The following is a 22323-nucleotide window of genomic DNA, read 5'->3' on the forward strand; positions in this document are numbered from 1 at the left end:
AGGATAATGATTTTTCGCTCCCGCCTGGTCCGCGATAGAGCATCTCTATATCTCATCCCGGCCCGGAGCCCCTCGGAACGACCCGACGCGAAAACGGCGGGCTTACCGCCCGCCGTCGTGTATCCTCCCCGTTCAGACCACCGGACCGCTGATGGACGCCTCCTCGCCCCCGTCGACCGCCTCCTCCCGCAGCAGCCGCTCCACCGCCCGGGCGAGCCGGGCGATGCCGGGCCCGATCTCCTCGGGGCGAGGGTAGGAGAAGTTCAGCCGGAGGCCCCGTCGGGCCATCTGGCCGGCGCCGTAGAAATCCCCCGGCACGAAGGCCACCCCCTCACGGCCGGCCTCAGTGAGCAGCCTCCGGGCCGTGAGCGGCCGGGGCAGCCGGCACCAGATGTGGTAGCCACCCTCCGGCACGTACCAGCTGACCCCGTCGGGCATGTACCGCTGCAGCGCCTCCAGCATGAGGTCCCGCCGCTCCTTCAGAGCGGGCCTGAGCCGCCCCAGGTGCTCGGCGAGCAGCCCCTCCCGGAGGAACGCTTCCATTACCCGCTGGTTGAGCAGGGCGGCCCGGAAGTCCAGGCTGCCCCGGGCGCGGGCGATGCGCTCCACTACCGGCGGGGCGGCGACGATCCAGGCCAGCCGCAGGGCCGGGCTGACCGCCTTGCTCGCGCTGCTGATGTAGATGACGTACCCGCCGGGATCCAGCGACTTCAGGGTGGGCACCGGCTGCCCGGTGAAGTGGAGCGGCCCGTAAGGGTCATCCTCCACGATGCCCACCTGGTGGCGGGCGGCCAGCTGGATCAGCCGCCGGCGGCGCTCGGGGGTGAGCGTCACGCCGAGGGGGTTGTGGAAGGTGGGAAGGGTAAACAGCAGCTTCGGCTGATACCGGAGCATCAGCTCGTCCAGCCCGTCGACCACCAGGCCGTGCTGGTCGACCGGCACCGGAACCACCCGGACGCCGGCGGAATCGAAAATGCCCAACGTGTTAATGTAGGACGGCATTTCGACCAACACCGTGTCGCCGGGCTGCAGCAGGACCCGGCTGATCAGGTAGAGGGCGATCTGCGACCCGGCCAGGATGAGCACCTGATCTGCCGTGACCCCCATGGCGTCGGCAATCGCCTGTCGGAGCGGCATGAGGCCGGCGATGGGCCCGTAACCCAGGGCGGCCGGATCCTGCAGGACCTGCTGCATGAGGTGGGCAACGGCCTCGGCCGGGTACAGCTCGGGCGACATCTCGCCGTGGGCGAAGGAAATGGCGCCGGGCCGCCGGATGATGGCGTTGATGTCCGCGACCAGCGGCTCTTCGGCCTCGGTGGGGCCGGCCCACGGCATCGGGCGGACCGCGTCGGCCCCCCGCGGCTCAGGCGGCCCGAGCACCACCGTGCCGTGGCCGACCCGCCCCTCCACCAGCCCCTCCGCCGCCAGCTCCCGGTAGGCGTTGACGACGGTGGTCCGGTTGACCCCGAGCCTGCGGGCCAGGGTCCGTTCCGGCGGGAGCCGGGTGCCGGGGGGCAGCGCGCCCGAGAGGATGCGCTCCTTCGCCTGTGCGTAGAGCTGCCGGTACAGCGGCGTCGCGCTGGTGCGATCCAGCTTGAACACGCTCGTTTCCCCCTTCCCATGCTCGGTCTGCCGCACTGCTGATTGTAGCACACCAAACGCGAGGCGCCGACCCTGCGGCGGGCAGGATCGGCGCTCTTGCGCAGGTTAGTGCTCGAACTCGCAGGGCCCGTGGGCGGTCACCTGGCAGCAGAGCCGGTAGCCCTGGTTGATCTTGTCCCCCAGCATCTCCCGCTCCCGGTCGTTCACCGGGCTCAGGTTCTCCATGCCCTTCAGGACCCGGATCTGGCAGGTGTCGCAGACGCCGCTCTTGCAGTCCCACTTGACGTCCACGCCCTTGGCGTTGACGCCGTCCAGCAGGTTCTCGTCCTTGGGGATCTCGACGTCGTAGACCTGCCCCCCCAGCAGCACCTTGACCCGGATCATCTCCTTGGGCGTCTCCTCCACCGGCGCCGCTTCCGCCCGGGCCTCCTCCTCGAAGGGGAAGACCTCCCGGGTGATCTCCACCCGGCTGGACGTGTGGTGGACCAGCTCGTGGTTCAGCTGGCAGGTGGCCTGGAACGTGTCGCGCAGGATCGCCCGCCAGGCGTCCCGGTGGTTGCCGGCGCCGTCGCGGGTCAGGTCGTGGGGCACGACGGCCTTCAGCGTCGCCCAGCACTCGTACACCCCTGGGGTCTCCTTGCGCGGCGCCGGCTCCTCCAGTTCCAGCCGCAGCTCCTTCACGCCCGGGGCAGCCCGGCGCAGGCGGCCGAGGAAGTCCTGGTAAACCCGGACGGCCGTCGGGCCGGCGGCATCGGCCTCGGCGAGCACGCCCAGGTAGATCCGCGATCCATACTTGGTCTCAGGCACTGCCGGACCCTCCTCCTCCCACGGAAGCTCTAACTGAATCAGCATGCCTATAATTATACGGAAGTTTCGGTGATGGCTCAATCAAAAAAAGGTGGCGGCTCCAGCAGAGCCGCCACAAAATCAGAGACACACAGAGGGGGTCAACACACTTCGTATGTTACCCCACGTCGGTTACAAATCAGTGACACGGATGTAACGATTTGACCACAGGTTGGCAGCCCGGCCGGGCTGCCTATCCGGCCTCGAAGGTGACGACGTAGCCGGCGAACTTGGGCACGTTGAGCACGCCTGTGTCGAGCACCAGGTAGCTGCCCTTCATGCCGAGCAGCGTCCCTTCCACGTCACCCTTCTCCAGGTCGCACGACGCCAGCTTGGGGGGCGGCGCCTTCAGCGGGTAGGTGAAGCTGCGCACCTCCTCGTCCGGGAGGACGTAGGGCCGGAACTCGGCGGGGATCAGCTCCAGCAGCCGGCTGCGCTCCGCCAGGAGATCGGCGTCCGCCACCTCCCCCTTCAGCATGCGCCGCCAGTTGGTCTTGTCCGCCACGTACTGCGTCAGGAACGCCTCCAGCTCACCCGCCATCTTGCGGTTGGGCACCCGGGCGATGGGCACCGCCTCCACCGCCCCCTGGTCCAGCCAGCGGCCGGGCAGGCTGCGGGTGATGCCCACCTTCACGTCACTGGACCTGGCCAGGTAGACGTAGGTCGGGATCATACAATGGGCGTCGCCCCACTCGGGCTCCCGGCAGGTCTCGTAGTGGCAGAGCGTGGGCTTCACCTGGCAGAGATCGTTGATGGCCAGCCGCCGGAAGCACGGCCAGCACGACCCGTTGTTGAACAGCTTGCTCGCTCTGCGGCCGCAGTAGACGCAGCGTCGCTCGCCGGTGAACCGGATGGCCACCCGCCCGCCGAGGAGCGGGTTCAGCGCGATCTCCTGCTCGTCCAGCAGCAGGTGGTAGTCCACGACGCCGTCACCGATGCGCAGCAGGAGGTCGCGGATCATGCCGGTATACACGGTTTCACCCCGATTCTGTGAGGGTTGAGGCTTCTTCCCCCTCGGTTCGGGATTCGCCGGCCGTTCTCCTCCCCGCGCCGCTGCCCCGGAAAAGGTGTGGGCCGCGCGGTTCTGGCCCCCGGGCGCGCCCCGGACGGGGAGATCCACGATTGCGTAGGCCCGGACGCGCCGGAGCCTGCCGGACCCGGGTGGGTCCGTGCAGGCTCTCGCGCGTTCAGCTCTCCTGCGCACGGCTCGCTTACACAGGCTTGCGGGCCGCCGGATACGCGGGACTGCGCCGGTCACCGCTCCGCAGGCTTCTGGCCGGGCTCCGGCCCGCGGCCCACGGCATAGACGATCCCGATGGCGATGAGGAACGCGCCGAAGATGTTCGGGGAAGTTCCAGTCGGCAGAATCCGCACGAAGTCCGCGGCGGCGATGAAGCCCGACCTGCCCAGGACGATCTGAAGCGGCTGCAGGAAGGCCAGCACGAGCCCCGCCAGCACGTAGAGGGCAACCAGCCCCCAGTGCGGACGAACGCCCCCCTCGCCACGGACCCTCGCCCACAGGACGGGCAACAGGAACACCAAGCCCGCCAGCACCTGGAGGGCAACCGCCAGGAAGAAGTAGCCCCAGGCGTACGTGAAGGTGCGGGGATCGACGACGAGCTGCTGGAACCCCCGCGCGGCCTGAAGCAGGGCCGCCCCGCCGCCGATGGCCATGAGATGGAGCATCCACGAACGCATCGGCCTCGCTTCCCTCCCCTCCGCAGGTCTCTTCAGCCGATCATCCGGTTCACACCATCAGACCGCCCAGGAGATCCGAAAGGTTCCGGCAATTTCGGGAAGGCAACGGGATGCCGCGCGGTCGGTGGCCTTCATGCCGCGGCACGGGGTGTTCGGCAGAAAGCCGGGACAGACTACAGACCGGTGCGCGGCGGTGCGATGGGCTCATAATGGTCAGCCTGCATGTCGAACAGCGCGCCGCAGCCCATCCACAGCTGCAGGATCCGTCCCTCGCCGTCCAGGACCGCAGACTTGGGCCGTTGGTCGTGGCGGTACTTCGCGAACTGCACGAGATAGGCCCAGTCCCCGATGCCCTGCACGCGGTAGGCAGCGTAGAGCAGGCGCGGTTCCCCCACCCAGCCCTCCACCAGGCTGCGGACGGTGTCCCATCCCGTCCAGGTGTTGTTGACCTCACAGGACCCCCACGTCACCACGGGCTCCAGCGCGCCTTCCGCGCCCTCCTCGCAGCGGAGCATGTCGCAGGATGCCAGACGGTGGACATCCTTGGCCAGGAAGGCGTCGATCACCGCGTCGACTTGGGGAACCTCCGTGCGGTAGTCCGGCGGGTAGACGTCGGGAGGCAGCGCGTCCGGCGGGCCTGTCAGGGTCGCCGTAGGCGACAGGAACTCGGCGATGGCGAAGAGGTCCTCCTCCGTCAGGTGCGGGCCGGAAAGCGCGACGTAGGCCCCGTCCTCCTGCCACCAGAGGATGTTCCCGCCGAACTCGGGCTGGTATGGGATAAAGCGCGCCTCACGGCCGTCGCGGATGGGCGTGCCGCCGGCGACCATCTTGTTCGGGTCGGCGTCGATGCAGCACCCCAGGGGACCGCTGGACACTCTGAGCACTCGGTTGAGGTCATCGTCGACGTAGGCGATGCTCACCAGCCGATCGCTCTGCGACGGCATCTGGGGGTGGAGACCTTCGGGCACCTGCGTGGGCACGAAGACGGGATGACTGAGCTCCCGGCGCAACTCGGCCAGCCGCTCGTCCGCCCTGCGCGCCTGCTCCTCCCAGTCGCGTTCCGGGGCTGTGGCCTGTGACCCGTCCGACGGGCCGGCCCCCTTGTCCACGCCCCCTGAGAACCCGGGCGCCTGCGCCTCCCCCGGTGGCGCCGCCGTGCCTTCGGGCGCGGCCGGCGGCGCCGCCCCCTGACCATCCGTCGGACTGGTGGCCGGCGAACTGCAGCCGAGCAGGACGAACAGTGCAAGCATGAGCGCGGCAATCCGCATGAGATTCGTCCCTCCTTCCCTGTCTGCGCACGCGTTCCGTTCACTGGCCATAACGTTCGCAGCCGCGCCGGGGTTACGGCCCACGGGAACCAGCAATCGCCGGGAGGCCGCCCCGGCCGAGGAGGAGGCTTCCGAGGAGGACGTCGCCGCTGAGGACGAGGACGCCGCCGGGGAGGCTTCGCCGGGCCACGAAGAGCCAGGTGAGGAAGAGGTTCCCGCTGTCGAGTAACGTCATCGCCATGAAAGGGCAGTCCCGGGTAGATCGCCCGGGACTGCCCTTTCATGGCCAAAAGAAACCGGAGGGGCGCATGTTGATGCGCCCCTCCGATCCCATTAGCTGCACTTCGAATAGCCGCAGTTGTGGCAGGTCGCGCAGCCCTCGCCGATGACCAGGGTGAAGGAACCGCACTCGGGGCACGGGTCGACGGGGGAATCCACCTGTGCGCCCTTCATCTGCGGCTGCGGAGCCGTCGCCTCCACCGGGGTGGCCTCCGTGAGCTTGCCGTTGGCGTCCTTCCAGGCGAGGAAGCGCTGCAGCCCCTTGGCGATGGCCGAGGCCAGCGACGTAATGCGGTTCGGACCGAAGCCGTACGAGCCGGAACCGCCGATGTTCTTCAACGTATCGATGACGATTTCGATGCGCTCCCGCACCGGCACGTCCGAGCGCAGCCGCAGCATCTTGGACACCAGCATGCCCATGCCCACGGCGTCGGCCATCAGGTCGGAGCCCACGGCGCCCACGTTCACGATGATCTCGAAGGGCTCGCCGTCTTCGTCCATGTGCACGTCCAGCGTCATCTTGCCGAAGTGCGTGGGCACGACGAACATCTTGCCCACCGCCTCAGTGGGACGGGGCCGGAGGGACGGGCCCTGCGGCGCCGGCGGTGCGGCCGGCTCCTCCTGCTTCTTGGTCTTGTCGCCGGTGGTCAGCACCTGGGACGCACGGGAGCCGTCCCGGTAGACGGTGATGCCCTTCAGGCCCAGCTGCCAGGCCAGCGCGTAGGACTTGCCGACGTCCTCCACGGTCGCGTGGTGCGGGAAGTTGATCGTCTTCGACACCGCCGCGTCCACCGGCTGCTGGTCGACCGGCAGCCCGTCGCCGCCCTGGAAGGCGGCCTGCATGCGGACGTGCCACTCCGGCGTGATGTCGTGGGAGGTGGCAAAGATGCGCTGCCACTTCTCCGGCACCCCGGACACGCCCCGGGCGGTGCCCCGGTCGGCCACCTGCTGCATCAGCTCGTCCGAGTACCAGCCCTCCCGGCGTGCGATGGAGGCGAACTGGCCGTCCACATCCAGCATCAGCGCGCCCGCCTGGTTCCGGGTGAAGACCAGGGCAAACTTCGGCTCGATGCCGCCGGAGCACGGCAGGTCCGGCCGCGCCGCGAACAGCGAGATGGTGCCGGTGGGCGCCACCGTGGTCAGCGTCGCGTTGCGCACCTTCAGCCCGGCCTTGTGCCACTGGCTGCCCTCCCACTCCGGGTAGGGTCCCCGGACCTCGGCCAGCGCCATGGACTCCTCCAGCGCCTTCTGCTTGATGAAGGTCATCACCCGGTTCCCCAGGGCCACCGCCTCTTCCGAGTCATAGGGCAGCCCCATCTGCACCAGCATCTCCGCCCAGCCCATGATGCCGAGGCCAATGCGCCGGTCGCGCAGCGCCTTCTCGGCGATCTGCGGCAGCGGGTACTTGTTGGCGTCGATGACGTTGTCCAGGAAGCGGGTGGCGGTGCGGGCCACTTCGCCCAGCCGTTCCCAGTCCACCTCCGCCCGGTCGGTGTACGGGTTCTTCACGAAGTTGGCCAGGTTGATGGAACCCAGGTTGCAGGAGCCGTACGGCGGCAGCGGTTGCTCGCCGCACGGGTTGGTGGCCTCGATGACTTCCACGTGATTGTTGGGATTGCGCCGGTTGATCCGGTCGATGAAGACGATGCCGGGCTCGCCGGTCTTCCACGCGTTCTCCACCAGCTTGTCCCACACCAGCTTGGCGGAGAGCTTGCCGGTGACCTCGCCGTTGCGGGGGTTGATCAGCTCGTACTCGGTGCCCTTCTCCAGCGCCTCCATGAAGGCGTCGGTGATGGCCACCGAGATGTTGAAGTTGGTGATCTGCGTGATGTCGGCCTTGGACTCGATGAACTGCAGGATGTCCGGGTGGTCCACCCGCAGGATGCCCATGTTGGCGCCGCGGCGGGTTCCCCCCTGCTTGATCGCCTCCGTGGAGGCGTTGTAGACCCGCAGGAAAGACACGGGGCCCGAGGCCACGCCCTGGCTGGAGCGCACCACGTCGCCCGCCGGCCGCAGGCGGGAGAAGGCGAAGCCCGTGCCGCCTCCGGTCTGGTGGATCAGGGCGGCTTGCTTCATGGTCTCGTAGATCTCCGGCAGAGAGTCCCCCACGGGCAGGACGAAGCAGGCCGACAGCTGGCCCAGGGCCGTCCCGGCCCCGGTGAACGTCGGACTGTTGGGCATGAAGTCCTGGCGGTCCATCAGCTGGTAGAACCGCTCCTCCACCGCCCGGATCTCCTTCTTGCTCGCCCCGTACTTCTCCTCGACGGCGGCGATGACCCTGGCCACGCGGCGCAGCATCTCGTCCGGCGTCTCCCGGGTGCCGTCCTCCTTCATGCGCAGGTACCGCTTTTCCATCACGGTCTTCGCAATATGCGTCAGTTCCAAGTCGGGAACCCCCCTCTGGTAGAGTCCGCGGGGCGCGCGCTCCCTCCGCGCTGCGCCGCTCCGCTTCAGCGGGACTTCAAGAGCTGTTCCAGCTGCTCCCGAAACTCGTTCAGATCCTTAAACTCCCTGTATACCGATGCAAACCGTACGTACGCGACGCCGTCGACCTGGCGCAGCGCCTCCATCACCCGCTCGCCGATCACCACCGAAGGAACCTCCCGGTCCAGCGAAGAGCGCAGGTCCCGTTCGATGTCGTCGGCCAGCTTCTCGATCACTTCCATGGGCACCGGACGCTTCTCACAGGCCTTCAGGACGCCGGTGAGGAGCTTGTCCCGGTTGAAGGGCTCCCGGCGGCCGTCCTTCTTCACCACGATCAGCGGCGGCACCTCCACCCGCTCCATGGTGGTAAAACGCCGCCCGCAGGCGAGGCACTCCCGGCGCCGACGCACGGCTTCCTCGTCGGATGCGGGACGGGATTCGAGGACGCGTGACTCACCTCCGCAGAACGGGCACTTCATGGCGAAACCCCCATATCTAGTGATCGCACGTCCTACTTTACCACCATATGTGGGGTGGGACAACCATGATCAGGTGCCAAATTTGCACCTTTGGCGCGCGGTGCTCCCGCTAGTTCCCTCTTGCTTCGAATTTCTACCTTACAGGGAGATCCCCAACTCCGCAGCGAGGGCGCCCAGCGCCTGCCCCGCCTTCTCCCGGAAGATCCAGGTCGCACGGGGATCCAGGAAGGTGGGCGTGAGGTTGAAGATGGCGAGTCGCCCTCCGTGCTGCACGGCCAGGACCGGCAGCTGGTTCGCCGGCCCCACCTCAAGGGAGGAGCCCACCACCAGGAACAGGTCAGCCTTCATGGCGGCCTCGATGGCCGCCTCGATGGCGTCCGCCGGCAACGCCTCCTCGAAGAGGACGACGCCGGGTTTGAGGACGCCGCCGCACTCCGGGCAACGGGGGATGTCCGCCTCCGTCTCCACCTCGACGTCGATCAGCCGGCTGGGGAACCGGCGGCCGCAGCGGAGGCACTGGCACTCCCGGAGCGACCCGTGCAGCTCGATGACGTCCGGCGACCCGGCCGCCTGGTGCAGGCCGTCCACATTCTGCGTGATCAGCCGCTTCAGCAGCCCTTCACGCTGCAGCGCCGCCAGCACCTTGTGCACGGGGTTGGGCTGCGCGCCCCACAGGTGCGAGAAGCGCATCCGGTAGAACCTGTAGAAGTCCACCGGCCGCCTGCGCAGCGCGGTCATCGAGATGAGCGACACCGGGTCCACGTCCTTCCAGAGCCCGGTGTTGGACCGGAAGTCCGGCAGTCCCGACTCGGTGGAGGCGCCGGCGCCCGTCAGGGCCACCGCGTACCGCGACGCCTGCAGAGCACGAGCGAAGTCCTGGATCTGTTCCAGCATACGTGTCACCCCCTGACCATTCTTTTCTTCGCCATGCAGAAACGGCCACCTCTAGCGGTGGCCGTCCGGAAAGAACCATGAACCCGTCACGCATGGGTGAACTGCCACTGCGGGCAGACGTCGATGTCGTGCCCGTCGTAATCCTGGGCAGGCCAGCAGCCCGCCTCCAGAAAGTCCACGGTCACGCCCAGGAGGGCGCTGCTCACCCGGACCATGTACGGCGAGATGGGATACTCCCCTGCCATCATTTCGTCGATCTCCTCGTCCGTGTGCTCCAGGTACCTGAGCCAGAGGCTCCACACCTCCGGCGACCAGGCCGCGCGCAGCGTGTCGATGACGTACCGGAACCGCGCGACGGTGCCGGCCTCCGCCAGGCGCCGCCGTTCAGGAGGGGGCGTGCGCAGCCAGCGCTGCTGAAAGGCCCGCCTGGCCCTGCGCAGGTTCACCTCGTCCAGTCCGCTCCGTTCCATCAGCTTGCCGTCTATGCGCGTGCGCCCCAGGCGCAGGCCCCTCCCCCACAAGACCGGGCTCTGCAACACCTGTCCGCTCCCCCTTCCGCTTCCCAATGACTCCACTCCTGTAAACGGACAAACTTCGTGGCGAGTTCGCCGCGAGCGACAAGTGCTTGTCGGGAAAGCGCGGGGAATTTGGCGGATCCTGCAGATGGCCGGCCCTTGTGGCACGCTGGACAGCCCCGGCCCGCCGCGCTACGATGGGGGTGACCACCGGGCAGGAGGTGAAGGGCGTGCCCGCCGTGCTGTTCCTGCATGGACTGCAGTGGTTGCTGGCGTACCTCTCCCTGGACCTGGTGTTTCGCACTGTCGATGTCCGACCGGGTTTGCTCGCCCGCAGCCGGGCACGCTGCCGGCGGCGGTACGTCCTCGCAGCCGCCGCCGCGACCTTGGTGATCGGCGCCGCGCAGGTGTGGACCGCAGGGGGCGCGGGCGCTGCCGCAGCCGGGACCGCCGGGCTGGGCTGGCTGCCCTGGTGGCTCCTCTGGCGCTTCGGCTGGCGGAAGCAGTTCCCCCACCTCTACCAGGAGCCACCGGAAGGCAAGCGCGTGTAGACCTCGAGCCGCCTGGCCTCGGCGACCAGTTCGCCGGCCCGCTGCTCAGCCTCCCGGATCGCCCGCGAGAACCAGTCGGCCTCGGCCAGCTCGTTCGCCATGGTGGTGTTCTGATTGGCGAGCCGTGTCGCCTCCTCCACCGCCTTCACGAGCTCCGCCATCTCCCCGGCCGTGGCCTCAGCCCGTTCGCCGAAGCCCTCGACCGTCATAGTGAGCCCCTCGAACGACTGCAGCACCTGAACGATGGACGCGCGGGTCGACTCCACGGTCGCGGCGCCCCGGTTGACTTCCTCCTGCGACTCCTGCATGGCCGTCATCGCGGCGGCAGTGCCGGCCTGGATCTTGGCCACCAGCTCCTGGATCTGCCGGGTGGCGTTGCGGGAACGATCGGCCAGGGCGCGCACCTCGGAGGCCACCACGGCGAAGCCGCGGCCGGCCTCGCCGGCCCGCGCCGCCTCGATGGCTGCGTTCAGCGACAGCAGGTTGGTCTGGTCGGCCACGTCCCGGATCAGCTTCACGATCGCGCCGATCTCGCCGGACTGCGCGTCCAGATCCCGCAGAGCCCGTGCCGATGCGTCGGTGGCGGCGCGAATCCCCTCCATACCCGCGCCGATCTGGCCCAAGGCCTGCTGCACGGCCTCCGCCGCCTGGCGGTGGCGCGCCGCCTCCTCCCGGGCCGCCCGGGCGGCCGCGATCATGTCCTCAAACACCGCCACCACCTGATGGGCCAGCCCGCGGGTCCGGTCGAGGTCGTCCAGCTGATCCCGGGAAGCGCCGTGCAGCTGGTTGAGCACGTCGTTGACCCGGCCCGTGAGGCGGAAGACCTCCTGTACCGCCTCCTGCGTGCGTTGTGCACCGATGATGAGCCCGTCACAGGCCCGGGCCAGGTCGGCCCGGTCGGCGCTCCCGGTGCGGTGCGTGTCCGCGTGGGGCTGCAGGCCCGCAGCGGCCTCCGCGGCGGCGGACACGGAGACGGCGACGCTCCCCGTCTCCGGCGGGGAGAGCTGCATATCCGGAGGCGCGGCGGCTCCGGCCTGCGCCGCACGCCCCACCCACAGCCCGCCCAGCACGGACACCAGCAGGGCGGCCGCAAGCAGGGAGTACCGAGCCATCGGTGAAGGAATAAGAAAGGCAACCGCCACGATGCCCCCGGTGACCAGACTGCTGGCCGAGGCGCGCCAGAACACGGGGATCCCTCCTCGCGACCACGGGGATTGTTTCACGATGATTGTTTATTGTTTCAGCACCCTGCAGGAATCTTCCTGCACCCCCGTCTCGACTCATCTAATGTGTTAAAATGATGACGGATCAGTAAACGCTGGGGTGATGTCAGGTGCGCACGGTGAAGCTGTTTCAGGCCGATGCATACCGGACCGAGTTCGAAGGGCACGTTCTTTCCTGTTCCCCCGTCGGGGATGCGTGGGCCGTGGTGCTGAACCAGACCTGCTTCTACCCGGCGTCTGGCGGACAGCCCAGCGACTCCGGCACGCTGGGCGGCCAGCCTGTCCTCGACGTCCACGCCGAGCCGGACGGCACCATCGTCCACGTGGTGGGCGGACCCCTCTCGGGCACCGTCGTCGGCCAGGTGGACTGGACCCGTCGGCTGGACCACATGGAGCAGCACACCGGGCAGCACCTCCTCTCCGCCGCCTTCGTGCACCTGCTCCAGGCGGACACCGTCAGCTGGCATCTGGGGGCAGAGGCCAGCACGGTCGACATCGCCGTAGAGAACCTGAGCGCGGAGCAGGTGGAAGAGGTGGAGCTTACCTGCAACCGGCTGATCCGCGCAGGACTGCCTGTGCACGCGCACCTGTGCTCCCCCGAGGAAGCGCACCGTTTCCCGCTGCGCAAGCCTCCCACGGTGAGCGGGCCCGTCCGCATCATCGAGATTGAGGGCTACGACTGGTCGCCCTGCGGCGGCACCCACCTCAGAAGCATCGGGGAGCTGGGGCTGATCAAGATCAAAACCTGGGAACGGTACAAGCGGGCCGTGCGCGTGACGTTCCTGGCAGGCCAGCGCGCGCTGCACGACTACATGGCGCTGGACCGGATGACCCGGGACCTGGCGCGCCGGCTCTCCATCGGAGCCGCGGACCTGCCCCGGTGGGCCGACCGGACGCAGGAAGAGGTCACCAGCCTGCGGAAACGAGTCCGCACCCAGCAGGAGGAACTGCTCGCCGTGGAGGCCGAGCGGCTGCTGGCCGGGGCCCGGCGCATCGGTCCTGCTCGGGTGGTGCGCCAGACCTTCGGCGGCCGGCCCGCGGACGAACTGCGCCTGCTCGCCGCCAAGGTGGCCGGGACTCCCGGCTGCGTCGCCGTGTTCGGCACCCGCGGGGCCCTGCCACAACTCATCTTTCACCGTGCGGCGGACCTGCGGCTGGACGTGGGCCAGATCCTCAGCGCGGTCCTGCCCATCATCGACGGCAAGGGCGGCGGCTCGCCCGTGCAGGCCCAGGGCGGCGGCACCCGGCCGGAGCGGCTGGAGGAGGCGCTGGACGCGGCGGTGTCCCGCATTGCGGCGGCCCTGCGGGCGTAATGGTGATGTGCGGCAGCCCGGCAGGGCTCGGCGCCACGGGCCGCCCCGGAAGCGGTATGGGCTCCTCGGCGGACTGAGGCACACGCTACGTGCAGTTTCCATAAATGATCAGGGCCGGGAGCCTGCCGCTCCCGGCCCTTCTTCTGCGCTTTCGGTCTAATGCAGCAGCGCCGCGGACTGCGCCGTCCACTGCACGAACGGGTTGGCGAAGATGGTCAGCGCCACAACCCCCAGCAGGGACAGCAGAACGGTGGCGGAGATGCCCGTGCTGGGCGTGAGCGCCGGGTAGTCGGACTGGTCCAGGAACATGACCTTGACCACCCGGTAGTAGTAGCCCACGGAGATGACGGAGTTGACCGCCATGAGCACCGCCAGCCAGAGATATCCGGATGCGGCGGCCGCCCGGAACAGGAAGAACTTGCCCAGGAAGCCCACCGTCGGCGGGATGCCGATCAGGGAGACGAAGAACAGCAGCAGCGCCCAGGCGTACAGCGGGTTCCGCTTGGCCAGCCCCGCGTAGTTGTCCACCTCCACCCAGCCGCCCTCCTGGTCCATGTGGGTGAGGACGGCGAAGATGCCGAGGTTGGTCACGGCGTAGGCCATCACGTAGAAGAGCACCGACGAGATCCCCTCGACGGACTGCAGCCCCGAGGCCGCCACGCCCACCAGGATGTACCCGGCCTGAGCGATGGAGGAGTACGCCATCATGCGCTTGATGTTGGTCTGCTGCAGGGCCACCAGGTTGCCCACGGTCATCGAGGCCGCCGCGGCCAGGGCCCAGATGAGGGCCCACTTGTCGGTGAACGGCGCCACGCCCAGCCCGCCGACGAAGACCCGGAGGATGGCCGCCATGGCTGCCCCCTTGGGGCCGGCGGAGAAGAACGCCGTAACCGGCGTGGGCGCGCCCTCGTAGACGTCCGGGGCCCACTGGTGCACCGGCACCGCCGCCACCTTGAAGCCGAAGCCCACCATCAGGAAGGCCATCCCTGCCACCAGAAGGGGCGTCAGAGCCGGGCCGGCCGCGGCCACCACGTGGCTGCCTCCGGCGAGGGCCGCCGCGACCTCGGGCAGCCGCGTGCTACCGGTCACGCCGTAGATCAGCGACAGGCCGAAGAGCAGGACGGCCGAGGCGGTGGCGCCGGTGAGGAAGTACTTCAGGGCGGCCTCGTTGGACTTGGCATCCTTGCGCAGGATGCCCGCCAGCACGTACGAGGAGATGGACGTGAGCTCCAGGCCGATGTAGATGGTGAGCAGATCGCGGGAGGACACCATGAACATCATGCCCAGCGTCACCGCCAGGATGATCTCATAGAACTCCATGTGCGCCCCGCGCAGGAACTTGCCCACGTAGTCCGCCGACAGCAGGATCACCAGGGCGGCGATGCCGAGCAGCACGCCGTTCATGAAGAAGGTGAACCCGTCGGCGATGATCATGCCGCCCCAGAACTCCGGCGGCCGTCCTGCGGCAATGCCCGCCTGGATCTGCGGGTCGCTGGCGGTGTACCAAATGGACAGCATCGCCAGAACCACGCCGCCCAGCGTCACCCAGACCAGGCTCCGCTTCTCCTTGAAGTAGGCATCCAGGACGATGACGACCAGGAGGGTTGCCGTGACGATCAGGTGCGGCAGAATGGCCACGTAACTGGGGTTGACCAGTTGGCTCCAACTGACGACTCCCGGCAACCTACATCCCTCCCAGCCCCATCACCTGCGTCAGCACTTCAACAGAGCTCTGCAAAAGAGCCATGACCGGCCGGGGATATACGCCGAAGAACACGATCAGCACGGCCAGCGGGGCGAAGATGATCTTCTCCTTCAGGGTGATGTCCGCCAGCCCCTGGTACTCGGGCTTGGCCTCGCCCAGCAGCACGTTCCGCATGGTGAGCAGGTGCCAGGCGGCGGTGATCACCATGCCGAGACCGGCCACCAGCACCCAGAGCCCGAACGCCGGGTAGGAGCCGGTGAGCGAGATGAACTCGCCGATGAAACCGGCCAGGCCGGGCAGGCCCAGGTTGGCGAAGGCGACAAAGGCCGTGGCGAAGGAGACGACCGGGATCGTCAGGAACATGCCGCCCAGCTTCCGCAGGTCACGGGTGTGCGTGCGCTCGTAGAACATGCCGACGGCGAAGAAGAACAGGGGCGAGATCAGTCCGTGGGCGATGGTCACGAAGTAGCCGCCCTGCAGCGCCACCTGCGCCAGCTCAGGGCTGGTGGGCGCCAGCTTGCTCGCGGCCGCCAGGGCCATGATGAAGAAGCCCATGTGGTTGACCGACGAGTAGGCGACCTGCTTCTTGAAATCCTTCTGCGCCATCGCCGCCAGGGCTGCGTAGAGGATGCCGACCACGCCGAAGACGAACAGCAGGTCCGCGTACTTGGTCGCCAGCTGCGGCAGCATCGGATGGCTGATGCGCACCATGGCGTAGGAGCCCAGCTTCAGCAGGATGCCGGCCAGCAGCATCGAGATGGGCGTGGGCGCTTCGACGTGGGCGTCAGGCAACCAGGTGTGGAACGGGAACATGGGCACCTTCACCGCGAAGCCCACCAGCAGGGCGAAGAAGGCGAAGGTGGTGAGGCCGGTGATGGGCAGCTTGGAAGAGGCCGCCGCCATCTGCAGCAGGTTGAACGTGCCGACGCCGGTGGCGACGTAGAGGTAGATGGCGCCGACCAGCATGACGGTCGAACCGATCAGGGTGTAGAGGAAGAACTTGATGGCCGCGTACTCGCGCCGCTCGCCGCCCCAGATGCCGATCAGGAAGTACATCGGCAGCAGCACGATCTCCCAGAACACGTAGAAGAGCATGAAGTCCAGGGTGGCGAACACGCCGTTGGTGCCGGTGGCCAGGATGAGCAGCAGGACGAGGTAGTCCTTCACCCGGTCCTTGATGTACCCGTAGGAGGCCAGCACGGCGAGAGGGAACAGCAGCGTCGAGAGCAGCAGCATCGTGAAGGCGAAGCCGTCCACGCCCAGCGTGTAGTGCACGCCGATGGCCTGGATCCACGGGACGTGGGTCACGAACCGCATGCCCTGGGCGTAGGGGGCCGTGGAGACCTCTGCGGTCGGCCACTGAGCGGCCAGCACCAGGGCCAGCGCGAACGGGATGAGGGTACCGATCCCCGCGAGCCAGTACAGGAGCCGCTCCTGGGTCTTCGGCACAAAGAACAGCATCACGAGGGCGAAGACCAGGGGTACAAAGATGATTAGCGACAGCATCCCCGACAGCCTCCTATCTAATCACCTGGACGAGGACCACACTGGCCACCAGCATCACCAGGAAGGTGAACATGTACTGCTGCACGTACCCGGTGGAGAGCCGGCGGAAGGCGGCGCCCAAGGCGCGGGCGATGTCGGCCCACATGTTGACCAGCGCGTCCACGACATGCTTGTCGAACCAGGCTGCAGCCTCCGATGCGTACACCGACAGGGTTCCCGACAGATTCACGAGGCCATCCACCACGTTGAGGTCGAACCAGGCGACCGCCCGGGAGAGCGCCTCCGTGGTCTTGACGGCGACGAGATCATAGAACTCATCGACATAATACTTGTTCCGGACGAGCGTGTAAACCGGCCGGAACCGGGCAATCCACGCGGCCCGGGTCTCCGGGCGGACCACCGCGTACAGGTACCAGCCCAGGAAGATGCCCAGGAGCCCTGCCGCCGTGGCCATTCCAGTTACCATCAGCTCCGTGCTGAACTCGACATGGTGCTCCAGGCCGGGCAGGTGCAGGAAGTTCTGGATGAAGACCATCCAGTCGAGGTTCGTGAAGTGGTTGAACAGCGGGGTGCCCAGCCAGCCATAGAGCGCCGCCGGAACGGCCAGGATGATCAGCGGGATCGTCATCGCCTTCGGCGACTCGTGGGCCTGCTCATACAGGTGCATGTCCCGCGGCTCGCCGAAGAACGCCAGGTAGGTGGCCCGGGTCATGTAGTACGCCGTGAGGAACGCCGTCGTCAGGGCCATGGCGAACGGCAGCTTCTGCAGCCAGATCGGCCAGGTGGCCACCAGCGGGTTGTGCCATTCCAGGGCCGCGAGCAGCAGCTCGTCCTTGGAGAAGAAGCCCGAGAAGCCGGGGATACCCGCCAGGGCCGCGTAGCCGACCATCCAGGTCCAGAAGGTGATCGGGATCTTCTTGCGCAGGCCGCCCATCTTGTGCAGCAGCTGGTTGTGGTGATGGGCGTGGATGACCGAGCCTGCCGCCAGGAACAGCAGCGCCTTGAAGAAGGCGTGGGTGAGCAGGTGGAAGTTGCCCGCCGTCCAGCCGCCCAGGCCCATGGCCATAATCATGTAGCCCAGCTGGGAGATGGTGGAGTAGGCGAGGACCTCCTTGATGTCCCAGCGGAGCGTGGCGATGGAGGCGGCGAACAGCGACGTGAAGGCGCCGACGAAGGTGACCACCACCAGCACCCAGGCAGGCACGTGCCCGAAGATCATGAAGGCGCGGCCCACCAGGTACACGCCGGCGGCGACCATCGTCGCGGCGTGGATGATGGCGGAGCCCGGCGTCGGGCCGGCCATCGCGTCCGGCAGCCAGGTGTGCAGCGGGAACTGCGCCGACTTGCCGATCGCGCCGGTGAACAGCAGGAAGGCGCCCAGGGCCAGGAGGCTGGCCGTCGCCGGATCCTGCACCAGAACCGGCACCTTCTCCGCCAGGCCCGCCCAGGTCAGGTCGCGGGCGGCAAAGAAGACGATGAAGATGCCGACCATCATGCCGATGTCGCCGACGCGGGTGGTGAGGAAGGCCTTGATCTGGCCGTAGCGGGGCCAGGCCTGCTCATACCAGTGACCGATCAGCAGGTAAGAGCAGAGGCCCATGATCTCCCACGCCACCAGCAGCAGAAAGAGGTTGTCGGCCATGACCAGCACCAGCATGGCCATCGTGAACAGGTTCAGCGCCGCGTAGAAGCGGGGAATCCGCTTGTCGCCGTGCATGTAGGCGGAGGAGTAGTACTGGACGCAGACGGAGACCAGGGTGATCATCGGCAGCATGAGGGCCGTCAGGTTGTCCACCTGGAACCCCATGCGCACCGTGTAGGGCCCGAAGCTGGCCCAGTCGAACGAGGCCTTCCAGGCGGGCACGGTGTTGTACAGCACCTCGCCGCCGTGCCCCGGATCGGCGATCACCGCTGCGAGCACGCCCACCGACCACAGGAACGTGATCAGCATACCGACGGTCCCGGGGATCCACGCCCGGTCCCGCAGGACGCCGGCGAACATGGCGATCAGTGCGGAGACGGCCAGGGGGAGCGCAGCGATGACCCAGGCTGTGTTCAGGAAGAAGTCCACGCTGTCAACCCTCCTAACCCTTCAGCAGTGTGGCCTTGTCGACCTCGACCACGCCGCGGTTGCGCACCATGGCGAGGATGATGGCGAGGCCGACCGACGCCTCCGCAGCCGCCACGGTCATCACGAACAGCGTGAGGATCGGTGCGCGGGCTGCCATCTCGGGGCTGGTCTGCCAGTAATACCGGCTGAACGTGATGAGGTTCAGGTTGACCCCGTTGAGCATGATCTCGATGAACATCAGGATCCGGACGGCGTTCTTCTGGGTGAGGGCGCCCCAGAGCCCCAACCCGAACAGGAGAGCGCCGAGACCGAGTGGATAGTAAATCGGCAGTTCCACTACGACTCCGCCTCCTTCGCCGTCAGGATGATGGCGCCGATCATGGCCACCAGGAGCAGGATCGAGGCGACCTCAAACGGGATCACGTAGGTGGTGAACAGCTGCGACCCGATCGCGCTCACCGGAACCACCTGCCGCTCACCGCCGCCGGCCGGCAGGTTGGCGGTGGAGTACAGGTACAGCATGAAGGCGGCGAACACGGCGCCGACCACCAGGACGGCCGGGTTGGAGCGCCACAGCTTCACCCGCTCCTGCTGCTGCCGCTTGATATCCCGCAGCCCGGAGAGCATGATGGCGAAGATCACCATCGTGGTGATGGCGCCGGCGTAGACAAGCACCTGGATGGCCGCGATGAACTCCGCCTGCATGAGCAGGAAGATGCCGGCCACGGCTGTGAACGAGAGCGCCATGAACAGAGCGGCGTGGGTGATGAGCGGCGTGGTGACCATGCGGTAGGTCGACACCAGGGTGACCACCGCGAGGATGATGAAGGTCCAGAACTGGCCGCTCATGAGCAGGTCTGTTGTCACGGCTGCCCGGCCTCCTCCCCGTTGGTCTTGCCCGGCTCCGCTGCCGGCTGGCCCGCGGCCTCCGCCTGCTGCGCCTCCGCGGCCTCCTCGGCCGGCTTCCGGAACTGCGGCTTCAGCTCAGGCTCGTATCCCTTGGGCAGGGGCGGACGCCCCAGGTACCCGTGGATGTCCTGAATGTCGTCCTCCGTGGCGTTGGTCAGCCCGTGGAAGACCCAGGGCGGCGTGGACGAGCGGGTGGCCTTGGGGCCGGGCTCCTCGGCCTTCGAGTACTTCAGCCCGAGCCTGAGCAGGTCCTCGAACTCGAAGACCAGGTTCTCCGGGTTCACCTTGCAGAGCTCGTAGTCGTAACCCATGACCAGGGAGTCGAAGGGGCACGCCTCGACGCAGAAGTTGCAGAGCATGCACCGGGACATGTCGATGGCGAACCGGTCACAGACCTTCTTCTTGGTCTCCGGGTCCTGGTGCCACTCGATCGTGATGACGTTCACCGGACAGGCCTGCGCGCACTGCATGCAGGACGTGCACTTGTACTCGCCGGTGCGCAGGTCGGTCTTCAGGACCGGGATGCCCCGGAACCAGGGGGGCACGTCGTCACGCTGCTCGGGGTAGAACACGGTGATGGCCGGCCGGAACATCATCTCCCGGAACGTGATGCCGAGTCCGGTGACGATGGACTTCCCGGTGCGCCATGCCTCCCCGAAGAAGTTGGTAACGCCCATGCAGGTTCACACCTCCCTTAGAGCCACCAGCCCAGGAGCCGCAGCGTGAAGGATCCGATGGAGATCGGCACCCCGTCGAACGCGACGGCGAGGTACCGGAGGGTTCCCGTCAGGAAGATGTTGAACATGGAGACCGGCAGGAGGAACTTCCAGCCCAGGTCCATCAGCTGGTCGATGCGCACCCGCGGCAGGGTCCAGCGGATCCACATCGCCAGGAAGACGAAGAAGTACGTCTTCAGGACCAGCCAGAACACGCCGGCGACCCAGTTCAGGATCGTGGAGCCCGAGATCGCCAGGCCCCAGTTGAGCACGGCCGTGCCCACGGGGTTCGTGAACGCGCCGAAGCCGTTGAGCACGTTGCCGAGCCCTGCCGCCACCTGGCCCAGGGTCGGGCCGCTCCACCCGCCCAGGAAGAGGGTGGCGGCGATGGCGGACCAGGCCGCCAGGTGGATGTACTCCGCCAGCATGAACATCGCCCAGCGGAAGCCCGAGTACTCGGTGTGGTGGCCTGCCACCAGCTCCTGCTCGGCCTCCGCGAGGTCGAAGGGGGCGCGGTTCAGCTCCGCCAGCGAGGCGATCAGGTAGACGATGAACCCGATGATCTGCGGGAACAGGAACCAGCCGAGGAAGCCCCGCTGCTGCTGCGCCAGCACGATGTCCGACAGCCTGAGCGACCCGGCCATCATCACCACGCCGATGACCGCCATCACCATGGTGACCTCGTAGGAGATCAGCTGCGCCGCACCGCGCATCGCGCCCAGCATGGAGTACTTGTTGTTGGAGCCCCAACCGGCCATGAACGTGGCGATCACGTCGTATCCCATGACCGCGGCGATGAAGATGATGCCGATTTCGAAGTCGGTGGCGATCAACTTGTCGCCAAAGGGAACAATGAGCCAGACGAGGTTAGCCGAGACGAAGCCGATGAAGGGGGCGATGAGGTACAGCCACTTGTCGACGTTGTTCGGCCGGATGTACTCCTTCACCCACAGCTTGATCAGGTCGGCGACGGGCTGAATCCAGCCCCACAGGCCGACCCGCCAGGGGCCGACTCGGTTCTGCATCCACGCCGACAGCTTCCGCTCCAGCATGAGGCAGAGGTAGAAGTTGATCAGCCCCCAGACCAGGATCAGGCTCGCCTTCAGGACCCCGCCGAGCCAGACCTGCACGGTGGGCGAGAGGCTGTTCCACCACTCCATCACTACCGGTCCACCTCCCCGAGCACGACGTCGATGGAGCCCAGGATTGCGATGATGTCGGCGATCTTATGGCCCGGGCACAGGAGCGGCATCAGCTGCAGGTGGGTGAACGCCGGCGAGCGCCACTTGACCTTGTACGGGTTGGTGGAACCGTCGGAGACCACGTAGCAGGCGACCTCGCCCCGGGCGCCCTCGATGCGGTGGTAGACCTCGCCCTTCGGGGGCTTCAGGACGCGCGGCATCTTCGGCGCCATGACCGGGCCCGGGTTCTCGGCCAGCCACTCCAGGCACTGCTTGACGATGCGGGAGGACTGGTACATCTCCTCCTGCCGGACCCACCACCGGTCAAAACTGTCGCCGTTCTGGCCCACGGGGATGTCGAACTCGAACCGGTCGTAGATGGCGTAGGGCAGGTTCTTGCGCAGGTCCCACTTCACACCCGAGCCGCGCAGCACCGCGCCCGAGCACGAGTAGGCAATGGCCTGCTCGGCCGTGAGCACGCCGATGTTCTTCGTGCGGTACTGGAAGATGCGGTTGCCCGTCACCAGGGCCTTCCACTCCGGGTAGACGTACGAGTCAAAGTAGTTGATGAAGCCCCAGATGGTCTTGTCGGCCTTGTCCTCGCCATCCTGCGGGGTGCCGAGGATGCCCTCGGGCAGGTCGTTGCGCACGCCGCCGATGCGCAGGTAGTTGTAGAGCATGCGCCCGCCGGTGATGCGCTCGAAGAGGGAGTACAGCTTCTCGCGGTCACGCCAGCAGTACAGGAACGGCGTCGTCGCCCCCAGGTCCATCGCCATCGAGCCCAGGGCGAGCAGGTGCGAGGTGATCCGCTGCAGCTCCGCCAGCATCACCCGGATGTACTGCGCCCGCTCCGGCACCTGGATGGCGTCGCCGAACAACTTTTCCACGGCCTCCACGTAGCAGAGCTCGTTGAGCATGGCGGCCAGGTAGTCCGTCCGGTCGGTGAACGGAATCACCTGAGGATAGGTCTTCTGCTCCGCCAGCTTCTCGAAGCAGCGGTGCAGGTAGCCGATGTCGGGCTCGCACCAGGTCACCTGTTCCCCGTCCAGTTTGATCATCAGGCGGAGCACGCCGTGGGTGGAGGGGTGCTGCGGGCCCATGTTGACCAGTAGCTCTTGCGTCCGTTCCACGTTCACACCTCCG

The 22323-nt window shown here is 67.4% G+C and carries 21 protein-coding genes; 2 read left to right on the top strand and 19 right to left on the bottom strand.

Features of this window, described 5'->3' with window-relative positions; translation table 11 throughout:
* Positions 1-132: 132 nt before the first annotated feature.
* The 10 genes from STH_RS13710 to STH_RS13750 form a co-directional block, all read right to left on the bottom strand.
* The gene (locus STH_RS13710; RefSeq protein ID WP_011196873.1) at positions 133-1602 is read right to left on the bottom strand and encodes a PLP-dependent aminotransferase family protein; all 1470 of its coding nucleotides are present in this window, start codon (positions 1600-1602) and stop codon (positions 133-135) included.
* Positions 1603-1707: 105 nt separating this feature from the next.
* Positions 1708-2409 (bottom strand): 2Fe-2S iron-sulfur cluster-binding protein, encoded by a 702-nt coding sequence (locus STH_RS17520; protein WP_011196874.1) that lies wholly within the window; start codon positions 2407-2409, stop codon positions 1708-1710.
* Between the two features lie 232 nt (positions 2410-2641).
* The gene (locus STH_RS13720; protein WP_070105468.1) at positions 2642-3421 is read right to left on the bottom strand and encodes a DUF2797 domain-containing protein; all 780 of its coding nucleotides are present in this window, start codon (positions 3419-3421) and stop codon (positions 2642-2644) included.
* Between the two features lie 281 nt (positions 3422-3702).
* Positions 3703-4146 carry a hypothetical protein gene (locus tag STH_RS13725; RefSeq protein WP_011196876.1) on the bottom strand — a complete coding sequence of 148 codons (444 nt, stop codon included), beginning with the start codon at positions 4144-4146 and terminating at the stop codon, positions 3703-3705.
* A gap of 173 nt (positions 4147-4319) precedes the next feature.
* A complete protein-coding gene (locus tag STH_RS13730) occupies positions 4320-5414 on the bottom strand; it encodes a hypothetical protein (RefSeq protein ID WP_043714180.1) in 1095 nt (364 codons plus the stop codon).
* 73 nt (positions 5415-5487) lie between these two features.
* A complete protein-coding gene (locus STH_RS18935) occupies positions 5488-5655 on the bottom strand; it encodes a hypothetical protein (RefSeq protein WP_011196878.1) in 168 nt (55 codons plus the stop codon).
* A 92-nt stretch (positions 5656-5747) separates the two neighbouring features.
* Positions 5748-8078, bottom strand: a complete 2331-nt coding sequence (locus tag STH_RS13735) for a vitamin B12-dependent ribonucleotide reductase (RefSeq protein WP_011196879.1) — start codon at positions 8076-8078, stop codon at positions 5748-5750.
* 65 nt (positions 8079-8143) lie between these two features.
* Positions 8144-8596: a transcriptional regulator NrdR gene (nrdR, locus tag STH_RS13740; RefSeq protein ID WP_011196880.1), complete on the bottom strand. Its 453-nt coding sequence runs from the start codon at positions 8594-8596 to the stop codon at positions 8144-8146.
* A gap of 138 nt (positions 8597-8734) precedes the next feature.
* A complete protein-coding gene (locus STH_RS13745) occupies positions 8735-9490 on the bottom strand; it encodes an SIR2 family NAD-dependent protein deacylase (RefSeq protein WP_011196881.1) in 756 nt (251 codons plus the stop codon).
* Between the two features lie 86 nt (positions 9491-9576).
* Positions 9577-10029, bottom strand: coding sequence for a hypothetical protein (locus STH_RS13750; protein ID WP_043714182.1), 453 nt, complete (start codon positions 10027-10029; stop codon positions 9577-9579).
* A 206-nt stretch (positions 10030-10235) separates the two neighbouring features.
* Here STH_RS13750 and STH_RS13755 point away from each other — a divergent pair, with 206 nt between their 5' ends.
* Entirely contained in the window at positions 10236-10556 is a 321-nt protein-coding gene (locus tag STH_RS13755; RefSeq protein WP_043714184.1) for a hypothetical protein, read from the top strand.
* Here the strand turns inward: STH_RS13755 and STH_RS17525 are convergent.
* The gene (locus STH_RS17525; RefSeq protein WP_050742300.1) at positions 10523-11743 is read right to left on the bottom strand and encodes a methyl-accepting chemotaxis protein; all 1221 of its coding nucleotides are present in this window, start codon (positions 11741-11743) and stop codon (positions 10523-10525) included. The two genes, STH_RS13755 and STH_RS17525, sit on opposite strands and share 34 nt — an antisense overlap.
* A gap of 146 nt (positions 11744-11889) precedes the next feature.
* Between STH_RS17525 and STH_RS13765 the strand changes: the two genes are divergently transcribed.
* A complete protein-coding gene (locus STH_RS13765; protein ID WP_011196885.1) occupies positions 11890-13092 on the top strand; it encodes a serine-tRNA(Ala) deacylase AlaX in 1203 nt (400 codons plus the stop codon).
* Positions 13093-13248: 156 nt separating this feature from the next.
* Here the strand turns inward: STH_RS13765 and STH_RS13770 are convergent, their stop codons facing one another.
* From STH_RS13770 to STH_RS13805, 8 genes are read right to left on the bottom strand one after another with little or no spacing between them, the layout of a single operon-like run.
* The gene (locus STH_RS13770; protein ID WP_011196886.1) at positions 13249-14775 is read right to left on the bottom strand and encodes an NADH-quinone oxidoreductase subunit N; all 1527 of its coding nucleotides are present in this window, start codon (positions 14773-14775) and stop codon (positions 13249-13251) included.
* Between the two features lies 1 nt (position 14776).
* The gene (locus tag STH_RS13775; RefSeq protein WP_011196887.1) at positions 14777-16303 is read right to left on the bottom strand and encodes a complex I subunit 4 family protein; all 1527 of its coding nucleotides are present in this window, start codon (positions 16301-16303) and stop codon (positions 14777-14779) included.
* Between the two features lie 13 nt (positions 16304-16316).
* On the bottom strand, positions 16317-18374 hold the full coding sequence (gene nuoL, locus STH_RS13780) for an NADH-quinone oxidoreductase subunit L (RefSeq protein ID WP_011196888.1): 2058 nt from the start codon (positions 18372-18374) through the stop codon (positions 16317-16319).
* A gap of 13 nt (positions 18375-18387) precedes the next feature.
* Positions 18388-18711 (bottom strand): NADH-quinone oxidoreductase subunit NuoK, encoded by a 324-nt coding sequence (nuoK, locus tag STH_RS13785; protein WP_011196889.1) that lies wholly within the window; start codon positions 18709-18711, stop codon positions 18388-18390.
* Positions 18711-19241 carry an NADH-quinone oxidoreductase subunit J family protein gene (locus STH_RS13790; protein ID WP_011196890.1) on the bottom strand — a complete coding sequence of 177 codons (531 nt, stop codon included), beginning with the start codon at positions 19239-19241 and terminating at the stop codon, positions 18711-18713. The genes nuoK and STH_RS13790 overlap by 1 nt, the downstream gene beginning before the upstream one ends.
* Complete coding sequence (locus STH_RS17530; RefSeq protein WP_011196891.1) at positions 19238-19960, bottom strand: NuoI/complex I 23 kDa subunit family protein; 723 nt, start codon at positions 19958-19960, stop codon at positions 19238-19240. Before STH_RS17530 ends, STH_RS13790 begins: the two co-directional genes overlap by 4 nt.
* A gap of 17 nt (positions 19961-19977) precedes the next feature.
* Positions 19978-21159 carry an NADH-quinone oxidoreductase subunit NuoH gene (gene nuoH / locus STH_RS13800; protein WP_083766218.1) on the bottom strand — a complete coding sequence of 394 codons (1182 nt, stop codon included), beginning with the start codon at positions 21157-21159 and terminating at the stop codon, positions 19978-19980.
* Positions 21160-21161: 2 nt separating this feature from the next.
* Positions 21162-22316: an NADH-quinone oxidoreductase subunit D gene (locus STH_RS13805; protein WP_011196893.1), complete on the bottom strand. Its 1155-nt coding sequence runs from the start codon at positions 22314-22316 to the stop codon at positions 21162-21164.
* Positions 22317-22323 lie beyond the last annotated feature (7 nt).

It is taken from the genome of Symbiobacterium thermophilum IAM 14863 (assembly GCF_000009905.1).
Lineage (GTDB): Bacteria > Bacillota > Sulfobacillia > Symbiobacteriales > Symbiobacteriaceae > Symbiobacterium > Symbiobacterium thermophilum.

Coding starts and splice junctions, on each gene's coding strand:
- STH_RS13725 (WP_011196876.1), bottom strand. CDS start 4,146: ATGCGTTCGTGGATGCTCCATCTCATGGCCATCGGCGGCGGGGCGGCC.
- STH_RS13730 (WP_043714180.1), bottom strand. CDS start 5,414: ATGCGGATTGCCGCGCTCATGCTTGCACTGTTCGTCCTGCTCGGCTGC.
- STH_RS18935 (WP_011196878.1), bottom strand. CDS start 5,655: ATGGCGATGACGTTACTCGACAGCGGGAACCTCTTCCTCACCTGGCTC.
- nrdR (WP_011196880.1), bottom strand. CDS start 8,596: ATGAAGTGCCCGTTCTGCGGAGGTGAGTCACGCGTCCTCGAATCCCGT.
- STH_RS13745 (WP_011196881.1), bottom strand. CDS start 9,490: ATGCTGGAACAGATCCAGGACTTCGCTCGTGCTCTGCAGGCGTCGCGG.
- STH_RS13775 (WP_011196887.1), bottom strand. CDS start 16,303: ATGCTGTCGCTAATCATCTTTGTACCCCTGGTCTTCGCCCTCGTGATG.
- STH_RS17530 (WP_011196891.1), bottom strand. CDS start 19,960: ATGGGCGTTACCAACTTCTTCGGGGAGGCATGGCGCACCGGGAAGTCC.
- nuoH (WP_083766218.1), bottom strand. CDS start 21,159: ATGGAGTGGTGGAACAGCCTCTCGCCCACCGTGCAGGTCTGGCTCGGC.